The organism is Sphingomonas sp. R1 (genome assembly GCF_025960285.1).
Taxonomy (GTDB): domain Bacteria; phylum Pseudomonadota; class Alphaproteobacteria; order Sphingomonadales; family Sphingomonadaceae; genus Sphingomonas.
On record NZ_CP110111.1, the window covers coordinates 75538 to 89628 of the forward strand.

9 protein-coding genes are annotated in these 14091 nt (G+C 67.0%); 4 read left to right on the plus strand and 5 right to left on the minus strand.

Going from position 1 to position 14091, the window contains the following annotated elements; translation table 11 throughout:
• The first annotated feature begins 157 nt into the window (after positions 1-157).
• Together OIM94_RS00495 and xth are read left to right on the plus strand one after the other, a co-directional pair.
• Entirely contained in the window at positions 158-2215 is a 2058-nt protein-coding gene (locus OIM94_RS00495; RefSeq protein WP_264608188.1) for an ATP-binding protein, read from the plus strand.
• Positions 2212-2988 (plus strand): exodeoxyribonuclease III, encoded by a 777-nt coding sequence (xth, locus tag OIM94_RS00500; RefSeq protein WP_264608189.1) that lies wholly within the window; start codon positions 2212-2214, stop codon positions 2986-2988. Before OIM94_RS00495 ends, xth begins: the two co-directional genes overlap by 4 nt.
• 6 nt (positions 2989-2994) lie before the next feature.
• Here xth and OIM94_RS00505 read toward each other — a convergent pair whose 3' ends face one another.
• The 3 genes from OIM94_RS00505 to OIM94_RS00515 form a co-directional block, all read right to left on the minus strand.
• The gene (locus OIM94_RS00505) at positions 2995-4911 is read right to left on the minus strand and encodes a PAS domain-containing sensor histidine kinase (protein WP_264608190.1); all 1917 of its coding nucleotides are present in this window, start codon (positions 4909-4911) and stop codon (positions 2995-2997) included.
• Between the two features lie 110 nt (positions 4912-5021).
• Complete coding sequence (locus OIM94_RS00510) at positions 5022-5558, minus strand: LuxR C-terminal-related transcriptional regulator (protein ID WP_264608191.1); 537 nt, start codon at positions 5556-5558, stop codon at positions 5022-5024.
• Positions 5559-6047: 489 nt separating this feature from the next.
• On the minus strand, positions 6048-7085 hold the full coding sequence (locus OIM94_RS00515) for a potassium channel family protein (RefSeq protein WP_264608192.1): 1038 nt from the start codon (positions 7083-7085) through the stop codon (positions 6048-6050).
• Positions 7086-7364: 279 nt separating this feature from the next.
• Here OIM94_RS00515 and OIM94_RS00520 point away from each other — a divergent pair, with 279 nt between their 5' ends.
• Both OIM94_RS00520 and OIM94_RS00525 read left to right on the plus strand, forming a co-directional pair.
• Complete coding sequence (locus OIM94_RS00520; protein ID WP_264609951.1) at positions 7365-8345, plus strand: serine hydrolase; 981 nt, start codon at positions 7365-7367, stop codon at positions 8343-8345.
• Positions 8346-8424: 79 nt separating this feature from the next.
• Positions 8425-8679 (plus strand): hypothetical protein, encoded by a 255-nt coding sequence (locus tag OIM94_RS00525; protein ID WP_264608193.1) that lies wholly within the window; start codon positions 8425-8427, stop codon positions 8677-8679.
• A gap of 90 nt (positions 8680-8769) precedes the next feature.
• Here OIM94_RS00525 and OIM94_RS00530 read toward each other — a convergent pair whose 3' ends face one another.
• Positions 8770-11034 carry a S9 family peptidase gene (locus OIM94_RS00530; protein WP_264608194.1) on the minus strand — a complete coding sequence of 755 codons (2265 nt, stop codon included), beginning with the start codon at positions 11032-11034 and terminating at the stop codon, positions 8770-8772.
• 110 nt (positions 11035-11144) lie between these two features.
• The gene (locus OIM94_RS00535; RefSeq protein WP_264608195.1) at positions 11145-14072 is read right to left on the minus strand and encodes a TonB-dependent receptor; all 2928 of its coding nucleotides are present in this window, start codon (positions 14070-14072) and stop codon (positions 11145-11147) included.
• Between the last annotated feature and the right edge of the window lie 19 nt (positions 14073-14091).

The window sequence follows — 14091 nt, forward strand, 5'->3', positions numbered from 1 at the left end:
GATCGTCAGGCGACCAGATCGCACGGAGCGTGGTCCTTCGCGCATTCCGGCGGAATGTACGTGTGGCCGGGCATGGCGACGCCATCTCGGGCGGGCCGAAGCCTCCGTCCCTCCGCTACCATGGGATCGACTATGCGGGGAGCGGGTTGATGCAGCAATGACCACCTCTCCGACATGCGCCGCCCTTAGCTACGAGGCGCTGTTCGCTGCTGCGCCGACGCCGATGCTCGTGCTCGCGCCCGATGCGCCGCGCTTCACGATCCTTGCGGCCAACGATGCATATCTTTCCGCGACGATGCGAACTCGTGACGACCTGGTCGGGCGCGGTGTGTTCGAGGCGATGCCGGACAACCCCTCCGACCCGGTCGCGAACGGATCGGCAAATCTGAGAGCGTCCATCGAGCGAGCGATCGCAAGCCGGAAGCCGGACTCGATGCCACGTCAAAAATATGATGTGGCCGATCGCGCTGGCCGGTTCGAGGCGCGCTGGTGGGATCCCGTAAACAGCCCGGTCCTCGATGATTCCGGCACCGTTACCGCAATCCTTCACCGGGTAGAGGATGTGACTGCCACCGTCCTTGCGGATATGGCGCTGCGGGAGAACGAAGCGCGACGGGGCCGGGAGCGCAGCTGGCTTCCCACCCTTGTCGAGCACCTTCCCATCGGCGTGATCGTCGTGGATCGGGATGGCACGCCGCTGCTCTGCAACCCCGCCTACGCGCGCATCATCCCCGAATGTGCGATGCCGTCTCGCCTGCCGGACGCGCGTGCGCGATGGTTCGGGCAGGACGAGAACGGCCAGATCATCGAGCCCGACATGTATGCGGGTGCCCGGGCGCCGCGCGGCGACAACGTACCCGGAACCGAGTTCCTCCACCGCGCACCGGATGGGTGCGAGACCTGGGTACGGGTGAGCGGCGTTCCGCTCCGGGATGCGGAGGGGCAGGTCGCCGGTGCGCTATGCGTCGTCGTCGACATCGATCGCGAGAAGCAGACAGAAGCACGTCTGCGCGAGCTCAACGAAACCCTGGAAGCCCGCGTGGCCGCGCGGACCGCCGAGCTGGAACAGGCCCATGAGCAGCTGCGCCAAAGCCAGAAGCTGGAGGCGATGGGCCAGTTGACCGGCGGTGTAAGCCATGATTTCAACAATCTGCTGACGCCGATCATCGGGTCGCTCGACCTGCTCCAGCGGCAAGGGGGCGGCGGCGAACGCGAGCGGCGGCTCGTCGACCGCGCCCTCCAGGCCGCGGACCGTGCCCAGGTGCTCGTCCAGCGCCTGCTGGCTTTCGCGCGGCGGCAGCCGCTCCAGCCAGTACCGGTCGATGTCGGCGCGCTGGTCACCAACATGGCGGAGCTCGTCGCCAGCACCACCGGGCCGCAGATCGAGGTTGTGGTGGATGCGAAGGCCGCGCTTCCCCCCGCCACCGCCGATCCCAACCAGATCGAGATGGCGCTGCTCAACCTGTGCGTGAATGCCCGCGATGCCATGCCCGATGGCGGCACGATCCGGATTTCGGTGTCAGCGGAGAGGGTGGTGCAACACCATCGCTCGGCCCTCGATCCGGGCCGTTACGTGCGCCTGTCGGTGGCGGATACCGGCATCGGCATGGATCGGGCCACCCTGGAGAAGGCGGTGGAGCCGTTTTTTTCCACCAAGGGGGTGGGTCGCGGGACCGGCCTCGGGCTCTCGATGGTCCACGGCCTTGCCGCGCAGCTTGGCGGCGCAATGACGATTCAGAGCCAGCCGGGCCTCGGCACCAACGTCGAGATCTGGCTGCCGGCGAGTGACGAGGCGGCGGAGCTATCCGGCGCGCAGGCGGAGGGCACAGCCCCGCGTGCAGCAGGCATCGTGCTTCTGGTGGATGACGAGGACCTCGTGCGTGCCAGCACCGCCGACATGCTGGGCGACCTGGGCTATACGGTGATCGAGGCCGGCTCGGCCAAAGAGGCGCTGAAGCTTCTAGATGACGGGCTGAGACCGGACCTTCTCGTCACCGACCACCTGATGCCGGGCAAGACAGGGCCGGAGCTGGCGCGCGACGTCCAGCTGCGACTTCCGCGCATCCGGATCCTGATCATCTCCGGCTTCGCCGAGCTCGACGCAGTCGAGGCCGACCTGGCGCGCCTCACCAAACCGTTCCGGCAAGCGGATCTTGCGCGCAAGCTGGATGCGTTGGCGGGGAACGGAGAGGCAGCGGAAGCGCGATCCGGATGAAGATCGCGACCTACAATGTGAACGGCGTGAACGGTCGCCTGCCGGTGCTGCTGCGCTGGCTGGAAGAAGCGGCGCCGGACATCGTATGCCTGCAGGAGCTCAAGGCGCCGCAGGAGAAATTCCCCGAAACTCCGATCCGCGACCTCGGCTATGATGCACTGTGGCACGGCCAGAAAAGCTGGAACGGCGTGGCGCTGCTCAGCCGGGTGGGTCAAATCCACGAAACGCGCCGCGGGCTGCCGGAGGATCCGGATCCGTCGCAGAGCCGCTATATCGAGGCGGCGGTCAACGGGATCCTCGTCGGCGGGCTGTATCTGCCGAACGGCAATCCCCGGCCGGGCGCCAAGTTCGACTATAAGCTCGCCTGGTTCGAGCGCCTGATCGACCATGCCGCCACGCTGGTGGAAAGCGGGCTACCGGTGGTGCTCGCCGGCGACTTCAACGTGATGCCGACCGAGCGCGACGTCTACAAGCCGGAGCGCTGGCTGGACGATGCGCTGTTCGCGCCCGAGGTGCGGGCGCTCTATGCTCGGCTGCTGGCGCAGGGATGGACGGACTCGCTGCGCAGCCTGCATCCGGATGCCACCCTCTACACCTTCTGGGACTATTTCCGGAATGCCTTTGGGCGAGACGCGGGGCTGCGCATCGACCATCTGCTGCTGAGTCCGGTGCTGGCAGGCCGGCTGGCGGACGCAGGGGTGGACCGGCACGTCCGCGGCTGGGAGAAATCCAGCGACCATGCCCCCACCTGGATCCGCCTGCGCGACGACTGATCGGCGTCAGCCGTCGCTTGCCGCTCGCTGCACCAGCTCGGTGATGCTCGCCGCCAGCGTCTCCAGCTTGTAGGGCTTGCGGAGGATCGGGAATTCACGCTCGTCGCGCGGAATGAACTGCTTGCTGCTGTAGCCGCTCGCCAGCAGTACCGGGAGGTTGGTGTAGGTCTCGCGCACCGCGCTGGCGAGCTCGAGCCCGCTCATGCCCGGCATCACGATGTCCGAGAACACCAGGTCGAGCGGTTCCTCCCGCAGCAACGCGAGCGCGTCCTCGCCGCCCGATGCTTCGAACACCGTGCAGCCAAGATCGTCGAGCAGCTGGTGCGCGAAGTAGCGGACATGCTCGCTGTCTTCCACCAGCAAGACACGCAGCCCCTGAGGCAGGGCGATCTGCGTGTCGGGCGCCGGATCGCGCTGCAGCGGCTTGAAACTGCGCGGGATCCACAGCTCTACCCGGGTGCCTTTGCCCAGCTCGGAGTCGATCCGCGCGGTGCCGCCCGACTGTACGGCATAGCCATGGATCTGCGACAGCCCCAGGCCCGTGCCCTTGCCGGTCGGCTTGGTGGTGAAGAAGGGTTCGAACACGCGCTTCAGCGTCTCGGGCGGAATGCCTTCGCCGGTATCCTCCACCGACAGCAGGACGCCGTCTCCCTCCGGCCTAGGCGCATTGCGCGTGGCAATGGTGATCCGCCCACCGGCCGGCATCGCATCCCGCGCATTGAGCACGGCGTTGAGGAGCGCGGCCTCGAGCCCGGTGGGATCGATTGCCACGAGCCACAGGGCAGGGGTTAGCTCCAGCTGCAGCGCATATTGGCTGCCCAGCGTCCGCTGCAGCATCTCGCTCAATGCATCGAGGCGGACGCTGAGATCGATCACCTCGGGCTCCAGCGGCTGGCGCCGGGCAAAGGCGAGCAACTGCGAGGTGAGGCTGGTGGCTCGCTCGGCCGTTTCCAGCATGACGTTCAGGTAGCGCGTGCGCTTCTCGCTCGGCATGTCGGGCTGCTTCAGCATGAAGTCCGCCGAGCCGCGCATCACGGTCATCAGGTTGTTGAAGTCGTGCGCGATGCCGCCGGCCAGCTCGCCCAGCGCCTGCAGCTTCTGCGATTGCAGCAGCGCTTCCTGGGTGCGGCGCAGTTCCTCCTCCGCCTGCTTCCGCTCGCTGACGTCGCGGGTGACCTTCGCGAAGCCGACATGCGCACCGGCCTCGTCGTAAATGGGGTCGATCAGCACATGTGCCCAGAACAGCGAGCCGTCCTTGCGGACACGCTGCGCCTCGGCCTCGAACTTGCCCTCTGCCAGCGCGGTTCGAAGGGTGATTTCCGGCGCGCCGCGCGCGCGGTCCGCTGGAGTGTAGAAGAGCGAGAAATGCTGACCCAGCACCTCGCTCTCGACATAGCCCTTGATCGCCTGCGCGCCCGAATTCCAGCTGGTGATCCGGCCGTCTGTGCCGAGCATGTAGATCGCATAGTCGCGCACGCCCTGGACCAGCAGCTTCAGCTGCAGCGCACTCTCATATGTGGCCTGTTCGAGCCGTCGCTTCTCGGTGATGTCGCGGGTGATCTTGGCGAAGCCGAGCAGGGTGCCGTCCTCGCCGCGGATCGCGTCGAGGATGGCGTGGGCCCAGAAGCGACTGCCGTCCTTGCGGATGCGCCAGCCTTCCGCTTCGAAGCGGCCCTCGCGCGCTGCCGTGGCGAGCGCGCGGGCCGGCAATCCTGCCGCCTGATCCTCGGGTGAGAAGAAGCGGGAGAAATGTGCGCCCACGATCTCCTGCGCGGCGTAGCCTTTGAATCGCGTGGCGCCGCTGTTCCAGGTGACGATCCTGCCCTCGGGATCGAGCATGTACAGGGCGTAATCGGTGACCGCATCCACGAGCAGCTGGAAGATTTCTGCTGAGGGGTGCGGTTCGGCGTCGACTGCTTGCAAAACCTGATCCTGTGCAAAGCCCCCCCGGACTCACCACGGACCAAAGTCTGTATCGTCTTGAATGTCGCATGCAACAGGTTCATTTTTCAGGATGGATGCAGGAGCTGTCTTTAGAGATGGGCCTCAATTGCGAGCCGCATCGCTTCAGCGGCGGTGGAGACCCCCAGCCGGCGCACCAGCGCGCTGCGGTGCATCTTGACCGTCTTTTCCGCCAGGCCGAGCTCCGCGCCGATCTGTCGGTTGCGCAGACCATGGGCCATCAAGCGCAGCACCGCGCGCTGCTGTTGCGTGAGGCACGCGATGCGCCGTGCCGCGTGCGCCTGGATGAGCCCGGTTCCCCGCGCGCCGACTTCCATCTGCGTGCCAAGGAAGAAGAGGACGTCGCCGTCCTCCCCCAGCACGGGTGCGACCATGACGGCATTGCGGAAGCTGCTGCCATCCTTGCGATAATTGGTCAGTTCGACGACCTGGGGCGTTGCCGAGGCGATCGCATCGCCGAGCGCTTTCGACTGCACGGGCTCGGTTCCGGGGCCGGCGAGAATGCGGCAGTTGCGGCCCAGCAATTCCGCTTCGCCATAGCCTGTCAGGTAGGCAAAGGCAGGGTTCGCCGCGATGATCGGATTGTCTATGCGGTGTGGGTCGGTCACGATCGAGGCGATCGGCGAAAGCCGGATGGACTCTAGTAGCGCGTGTCTGTTCATGTGCGGGTCCAGTCGGATCCTCCGAATAGGGCGATGCAGCATCGCCGTCCCGGCGATAACAGCTCCCGCGCCGTAACGCTCCGGCACGGATGCGGGATGGGGGCGCGCGCGATCGGCCGCGCTGCTCGGTCAAAATCACATTCGGAGTGGAACAACCAATTGGGATATCTTGAAATTTCCATCGCCGGGCCAATATTGCCGGTCTTGTTCAACAACAGAAAGGAGGTGGTCGAATGTCTCATTGTCATATGCCGCTGAACACGGATTCCATGAGCATGGCGAACCTCGTCGAGGCTTGCCGCTTCTGACCTCCCGCCCTCAGTGGCAGGCAATGGAAGGGCCGCTCCAGCGATGGGGCGGCCCTTCGTGCTTTCGGTGCCTCGGTAACGGCGCAGGCGGCTTGGCTTTCCGGCCTGTGGCGGGGGGCGTGGGCGGCTAGGCCTGGGCAGAGGGGACTACCTCAATGATCTTGTCGCCGCGCTGGAGCGACCGTGCCTCGGGCTGCCAAAAGCCGTAGCGCTGGCCGCCCCGGTAGACGCGCAGACCCGCGCCGGTGGTGACCGCGGACAGCGGCGTACCGATTTCGGCGGCGGTCACGTCGCGCTCGCGGAGCGAGACCGCGCCATGCAGGCCGGCAAGATCCATCATGTATTCGGCCAGATGCGGGCCGGTGGTCGAACCTGCCAGCAACAGGCCGGCGAAGCTCGCCGGGTTGATCACCGTGGTGGCGCCGGCCTGCACGGCGAGCGCCTCATTGTCTTCCGATCGGATGACGACGCTGATCGGCAGTGCCGGCGCCAGGCGCCTTGCGGTCAGCACGATCAGGATGGACGTGTCGTCACGCCCCGCCGCCACGATCATCGCGCTCGCCTTCGCCACCTGCACTGCGTCGAGCGTGGCGTTGCGGCTGGCATCGCCTTCCACGACCATCACGCCTTCGGCCTCGGCGCGCGCTACCGCATCGGCATGGGGATCGATCACCACGATCGCCTCGTGCGGCTTGCCCCGGCGGAGAAGTTCCACCACCGCCTCGGTGCCACTCGTCCCGTGCCCGGCGACGATGACATGGCCGTTCAGATCCCGCTGCAGGTTTCGCATCCGCCATTTCTCCCAAACCCGCCGCAGCACGAAATCATAGGCCGTGCCCAGAAACATCAGCCAGACGAACAGCCGCACGGGGGTGACGACGAACGTGTCGAACAGGCGCGCACGATCGGTCACCGGCACGATGTCGCCATAGCCTACCGTCGTGACGGTGATCATGGTGAAATACACCACGTCGACCAGGCTGACCTTCCCATCGGTATTGTCGCGCAGGCCGTCGCGATCGATCCAGTGGCCGGCCAGCGCCACGCCGATCAGCGCGAGCGCGAGCGCCATGCGCCAGCCCAGCGATACCCAGGCGGGCGTGCGTCCGCGGTGGCGCAGGATCGGCGCATCTCCGGTGGATATGCGAGGCGAACGCCGAGGCATGGTGCCGGATCTAGCGCGGTATGGCCGCTACAGGCAACCAGGCCCGCCGCGTACGCTTGGACGACGAACGCCATCCGTCCAGCGACGAGCCGCGCCGATTTGCCACTGCATTTCGGACGGTTGGCCTGTACGGGGAGGGCAAAGGAGGGGGCTTTGCCACTGATCGATATTGTCGTCCGCGCCGGTGCACTGCTTGCGCCGGGCGTCTTGCTCGCCGCCTGTGTGCCCACGCTGCCTTCCGCTGCCGCGCCGACGCAGCGGTCGGCACCCCGACCCGCGCTGGTCGCACCGCCGATCCTCGCCACGGCCGGCGCCGTGCGCCCGCGCCGCTCCGACGAGCCGCCTGCTGCGCTGCTCAATGCGGTGCAGGCGCTCGGTGCGTCGTTCCAGGGGCAGGTGGCGATCTCGGTGCGTGACGTCGAGCGCGGCTGGATGGTCGCCTGGAACGGGACGCGACCCCATCCGCAGCAGAGTGTCAGCAAGCTCTGGGTCGCCATCGCCGTATTAGACGCGGTCGACCACAAGCGCCTGGCGCTCACCACCCCGATCACCGTGACGCGAGCTGACCTCACCGTGTTCCACCAGCCCATTCGGCCGCTCGTCGGCCCCAATGGCTATCGTACGACCGTGGGCGCGTTGCTGGAGTGCGCGCTCACCCGCAGCGACAATACGTGCAACGACGTGCTGCTGTGGAAGGTCGGCGGCCCGACGGCGATCCGCCGGATGCTTGCCGACAAGGGCGTGGACGGCGTCGGCTTCGGGCCCGGAGAGCGGGAATTGCAGGCGCGCACCGCCGGGCTGGTCTGGCGCAAGGAATGGGCCGGTGGCGCCGGTTTCCTGCAGGCACGTGCCGCGATGGAACCGGCGGCGCGGCGCAAGGCGCTGGAGCGCTATCTGGCCGCACCCTATGACGGCGCGAGCGCCAACGGCATCACGCTGGGCCTCTCGCTGCTGGCGCAGGGCAAGCTGCTCGGCCCCGATTCCACCGATCGGCTGTTCCGGATCATGCTGGCGAGCAAGACCGGGCCGCTGCGGCTGAAATCGGGCCTGCAGGCCGGCTGGAAGATGGCGCACAAGACCGGCACGGGGCAGGAACTGGGCAGCCTTGCCACCGGCTATAACGATGTGGGCCTGCTCACCGGACCGGATGGACATCGCTATGCGGTGGCGGTGATGATCGCGAGCACGCGCCAGCCGATCCCGGCACGCATGCGGCTGATGGGAGACGTGACGCGCGCGGTGATCCGTACGACCGATTGAGGCGCGCGCGGCCCCATGCCATGCCTCGGCACTTACTTGAGGCCGTGACCTGGGCGGGTTCCGGCGGTACCAGCAGCCGATGGCGAGAAAGAAGCGTTTCCTCACCGCGACCATGGCCGACGGCTATGTGAAGACGATCGGTCCGACCGCGGCGCCGTTCACCCATTTCTGGCGGATCGTGGCCGAGCTCGAGAACGGGAAGACGGACGTGTTCTGGGGGCACAGCAAGTCCGCCAAGGAAGCCGGCGGGAAAAAGGCGGCGGCGGAGGAGGCGGCGCGCATGCGTGGCTGGAAATCCTATCAGTTCGAGATCGTCGAACTCAGCGAAAGCTGAACGGGCGAAGGTCCGCGGTGCCTGGGTCGGCGCAGACCGGCGCGCCGGCGGGAGAGGTGCCGACCCCGACCCCGACGGCGCCGCGGCTGCTCAGCGGGGACCCGGCGGCAGATTGGTTTCCAGATAGCGCGTCATCAGCGTGTAGAGATGCAGGGTGGTGTTCTCGCCCTCGTAGATGCCGTGGGTGCGATCGGGATAGGCCATCATCGAAAACTGCTTGTTCGCGCGGATCAGCCGGTCGGCCAGCTGCTCGGTATTCTGGTAGTGGACATTGTCGTCGCCGGTCCCGTGGATCAGCAGCAGGTTGCCCTGCAGCCGATCGGCGAAGGTGATCGGAGACCCGTTCTTGTAGCCGTCCCTGTTCTCCTCGGGCAGGCCCATATAGCGTTCCTGATAGATGGTATCGTAGAGCCGCATGTCGCTGGGGCCGGCCACCGCGATGCCGGTCTTGTACAGCTCGGGATAGCGGAACAGCGCGTTCTGGGTCATCGCGCCGCCCCCGCTCCAGCCCCAGATGCCGATCCGGGCCGGATCGATATAGGGGCGCGTCTCCAGCAGCTTGCGCACCGCGGCGGCATAGTCCGCCGAGGCGAGGATGCCGACCTGGCGATAGATGCTCTTGCGCCAGTCATGGCCGCGCGGGGTGGCGGTGCCGCGCGGATCGATGCTGGCGACGATATAGCCGGACTGGGCGAGCATGCGGTGCCACAGGCCCTGCGATCCCTGCCAGCGATCCGCCACGGTCTGGCCCCAGGGTTCGCCATAGACGTAGAAAAGGATCGGATAGCGCCTGGCGGGATCGAAATTGGCGGGCCGGATCAGCCAGCCGTCGAGCTGGGTGCCGCCGCCGATATCGACGCGGAAGAACTCGGTGGGTGCTATCCCGGTGTCGGCGATGCGCGTGGCCAGCGGCTGGTTGGTCACCAGCGTGCGCAGCGGCACGTGCCGGGTGAGGTCCAGCATGTCGGTCACCGGCGGTGCGTCGAAGCGCGAGACGGTGTGCAGCGCCCAGCGTGCGCCCGGCGCGATGTCGTAGCTGTGCGTGCCAGGCTGACCGGCCGGCGTCAGCCGCTCGACCCGGGGGGCGCCCGACAGCGTCGTTCGATAGAGATAGCGCTGGGTGGGATTGTCCGGTGCGGCGATGAACCAGGCATAGCCCAGCTTCTCGTCGATCTTCAGCAGCTCGATCACGTCGAAGGCGCCGGGCGTGCGCAGGGTGGCGCGGCCGGTCGCGCGGTCGACGGTATAGAGATGGCGCCAGCCGTCGCGTTCGGAAAGCCAGGTAAAGCTCCGCCCGCCCTGCAGCCATTCCGGCGCGGCATTGGCCTCCACCCAGGCGGCGTCGCGCTCTGTCAGCACCGGTTGCACCGTTCCGGTCAGCGGGTCGCCGAGCAGCACCTTGAACGTGTTCTGCAGCCGGTTTGCCTGCTGGAGGAACACCGCGTCGGACCCGCCGGCCCAACTCATCTGCGGCACGTAATTCTGCCGGGGATCGCCCTCCAGCTTGAACCAGCTGGTGCGACCGTCGGCGACATCCACCGTGCCCACCGTCACCGCCGAATTGGTGGTGCCGGCCTTGGGATATTGCAGCGGGACGGGCTGCGAATATTGGCCGCCCGTATTCTTGATCATGAAGAAGGTGCCGACGCCGCGGGTGTCGAAGCGCCAGAAGGCGATGCGCTTCGAATCCGGGCTCCATTCGAAGGCGCGGCGCAGCGAGAATTCCTCCTCGTACACCCAGTCGGCAAGGCCGTTGACGACATAGTCGTCGCCGTCGCGGGTCAGCTGGACCGGCGCGCCGCCGGCGACCGGCTCGACATAGAGGTTGTTGCGCATGACGTAGGCGATGCGCCGGCTGTCGGGCGAGAAGCTGGCGTAGAGCAGCGTGGAGGCCGCCGCCGTGCCGCCGATCTTGCGCAGGCTGCCGGCTGCCATGTCGTACAGCCAGTAATCGGCCAGCGCGCGGGTGCGGCGGAAGCGCTGGCTGTTGGTCTGGATGAGCAGCAGCCTGTGATCGGGCGACCAGCTATAGCCGTCGATCGAAAGCGGCGTTCTGGCGCCCTTGGGCACCAGCGCGGTGGCGGGAACCAGGATGGTGCGCTGTCCGTCACGGATCCGGTAGCGCACGATGTCCTGCCCACCCTTGGGCGCATCCTCGAGCGCGAGATAGCTTTCGCCGTCCTCGCCCCAGCGGCTTTCGCGCACCCATTGTTCGCGCACGGCGCGCGGGCCGAAGATCGAGTCGACGGTGAGCCGCGCGCCCGGCGCTGCAGCCGTCTGCGCGGCCGCTGATGTCGCAAGAACCAGCGGCGAGCAGGAGAGGAGCAAAGCGGAAACCAGGGAAGCAGCGCGCATCGGGTCGTCCATTCAGGGCCTGAAGGCGATACCCTAGCCAGACTTCCCCGGATCGTATACACTTCTCTGCGCGGATGCCGGGGCGGTCGGGCCGCCCCGGCACGCCGGCATCAGAAGTTGACGCGCCCGGTGAGGCGCACCGTGCGGCCATAATCGGTATAGCCGCCGAGCAGGTTGTTCGCGACATACTGGACCTGCGCACGATCCAGGATGTTGATGCCCTGGAGCGAGACCTGCGCGTTGCGTGCCACGCGCAGGCTGATGCTGCCATCGACCGTGCCGAACGGCTTTTCGTTCACTGCGAGGAAGTCGTTGGTGCCCACCGCCTGCAGCACCTTGCCGCGCCAGCTATAGCTCAGCCACGCCTCGAACGGCCCCATTTCGTAGAAGCCGGTGAGGTTGAAGCTGTGGCGCGCGACGTTCTCCAACTGGTCCTTCAGCGTGGCGCTGTAGCTCGCCTTGGTATCGGTGAGCGTGTAGTTGGCCTGGACGCCCAGTCCCTTCAGCGGCCCCGGCAGGAAGGTGAAGGGCTGCTGATACGCAAGTTCGATGCCCCACACCTTGGCGTCGCCGCCATTGGTGGGCGCGGTGAGCTTGTAGGTGGTGCCGTCGACGACGAAGTCGGTCACCTGGTTGTACACGAAGGTGCCGATGTCCTTGTAGAACACGCCCGCGATCAGCGCGCTCTTGGGCGCGAAGTAATATTCCGCCGTCGCGTCATATTGCCACGCCTGATAGCGCTTGAGGTTGGGATTGCCGCCCACTGCCGTGAAGATCGTGCCCGAGGAGTTGAGCGTCAGCCGCGGTGCGAGCTGGGCCAGCGACGGCCGGGTGATGACCTTGGCGGCGGCGAGGCGGATCAGCAGATCCCGCTGCGGCTCGAACACCAGATTTGCCGAGGGCATCACGTCGTCATAGCTGGAGACGTAGCTGACCGGCAGCGCCGCCTTGCCGTTATCGGCATGGCCGGCCGAGGTCTGCCGGGTATGCGCATAGCGCAGCCCGATATTGCCGCGTACGCCGATGCCGCCGAGCTGCGTTTCCAGCGAGGTCATCGCATAGCCGGTCGTGATGTCCTCGCCGATCCGGTAGGAGTTGCGCAGATCGGCGCGGGTGAGGGTGCTGCTCTGCGTCCCGCTCGTGTCCGATGCGATCCAGAAGGGATCGGGATCGGGCTGCAGCCACGTCTTCGGCAGCGTGCCGGTGGTGCCGCCCAGGAAATCGTTGAACGGGAAGGCGTTGAAGTAGCTGGCGTCGAAGAACTTGCCGGTCAGCGTGGTGATGTTCAGGTCGCGGCGCTGATAGTTGCGATCGCGGGTGCGGTATTTGGCACCGAACTCGATCCGGGTGAGCGGCCCGAAGTCAAGCGCGCGCTCGACCGACAGGCCGGCGGCCTTTTCCTTGTCCACCGAGCGCAGCGGGCGCCACTCGATCCGGCGGAAGGGCAGGGTGCCGGGCTTGTTGAGATCGGAATCCAGCATGGTGATGTCGGGCATGCGATCGCCCTCCGCGGTCGGCATCACCAGCTTCACGCGGCCGACATCGCCGAGCAGGCGGGTGCGGGTGATCGGGCCGTTGGTGTTGCTGGTCGCCTTCGTGGTGTAGGCGGTGGGGTGGAAGGTCCAGTCCCCCGCGGCGAGATCGCCCTTGAAGCCGAGGAACCAGTTCTCGTGCTTCATGTCGGAGATGTCGCGGCTGATCTGGGTGCCGGTCGGGCTGGTGCCGCCATACAGCACGCCGTCGCGGATGATCGCGGTGCCGGGAACGAGCTTGGTGTAGTCCAGCCCGACCGAATAGGTCAGTTCGTCATAGCGGTCGTCGAGCCGGGTATAGAAACCTTCGAACTCGAGGTTGATCGCGCTGGACGGGCGAAACTGCACCGCGGCGTTCACTGCGTAGCGCTCGCGATCTTCCTGCTCCAGCGTCGGACGGACGCCGGTGGCGGCGATCACCGGGCCGCTGTCCTTCTTGCCATCGCCGTCCGTGTCGACGCCGCCGGGGACGTTCGCCCAGCCGATCTCGGTCAGCCGGTCCTGGCGCACGCTGCGCTTGGTATAGGCGGCGGCGATCAGCGCGCCGACGGTGCCGTTGGCATTCTTCCAGCTCGCCAGCCCCGAAAAGTTGGGATCGACCTTGTTCGCCTTCTCGGAATAGCTGCCCGAGGCCGATGCGACGACCTTGCCCGCTTGCAGATCCAGCGGCTTGAACGTGCGGATGTTGACGGTGCCGCCCAGCGCACCTTCCTCGATATTAGCGGACGGGCTCTTGATCACGTCCACGCCGGCAATCAGCTCCGACGGGATGGTGTCGAAGCGGAACTGGCGGCCGGACTGGCCGCTGTCGCGGATATTCTCGTTCACCGCGATCGACTGGCCGTTGAGGGTCGTCACCTGAAACTGCGCGCCCAGGCCACGGACCTTGACGAACAGCCCTTCGCCACGATCGCGATCGATCGTCACGCCGGGGACGCGCTGCAGCGCCTCGGCAAGATTCTGGGTGGGGAACTGGGCGATGTCGACCGCCTCGATCGAATCGACGACGTTATCGGCGCGGCGCTTGCGCCCCAGCGCGTTGGCGATCGAGTCCGAATAGCTGCCGGTAACGACGATCGCGGTTTCTTCCTGCGGACCGGGCACGGCATTCCCATCGGCGGCGACGCGCTCGCGCGCGGGTTCCACCGCCGGGCGGCTCTGCTGCGGAGCGATCGGGCCCTTGACCAGCATCGCTGCGCCGCCGTCATACCGGATGGCGATCGGCGCGCCGGCGATCAGCCGCTCCAGCGCAGCGCGGGGGGTGAGCCGGCCGCGCACGGCGGGTGCCCGGCGGCCGGCAACCAGCGCGGGATCGAACATGACTTCGGCGCCGGTCTGGCGCGACAGCGCGCGAAGCGCGTCCGACAGCGGCTGGGCGGGCAGGTCGATGGCGTGCGTCGCCTCGAGCGGCTGTGCCAGCGCCGGTGCCGGCACCGCGAGCGCGACAGTGGGTAGCGGCGCGCAGACGCAAGACGCGAGCAAGATGGTTCGCAGACGATGATGCATTGGAATCCCCCGGTGATGT

Bases quoted from the DNA above. Each gene is read 5' to 3' on its own strand.
- OIM94_RS00495 (WP_264608188.1), top strand. From the start codon at position 158: ATGACCACCTCTCCGACATGCGCCGCCCTTAGCTACGAGGCGCTGTTC.
- xth (WP_264608189.1), top strand. From the start codon at position 2,212: ATGAAGATCGCGACCTACAATGTGAACGGCGTGAACGGTCGCCTGCCG.
- OIM94_RS00515 (WP_264608192.1), bottom strand. From the start codon at position 7,085: ATGCCTCGGCGTTCGCCTCGCATATCCACCGGAGATGCGCCGATCCTG.
- OIM94_RS00525 (WP_264608193.1), top strand. From the start codon at position 8,425: ATGGCGAGAAAGAAGCGTTTCCTCACCGCGACCATGGCCGACGGCTAT.
- OIM94_RS00530 (WP_264608194.1), bottom strand. From the start codon at position 11,034: ATGCGCGCTGCTTCCCTGGTTTCCGCTTTGCTCCTCTCCTGCTCGCCG.
- OIM94_RS00535 (WP_264608195.1), bottom strand. From the start codon at position 14,072: ATGCATCATCGTCTGCGAACCATCTTGCTCGCGTCTTGCGTCTGCGCG.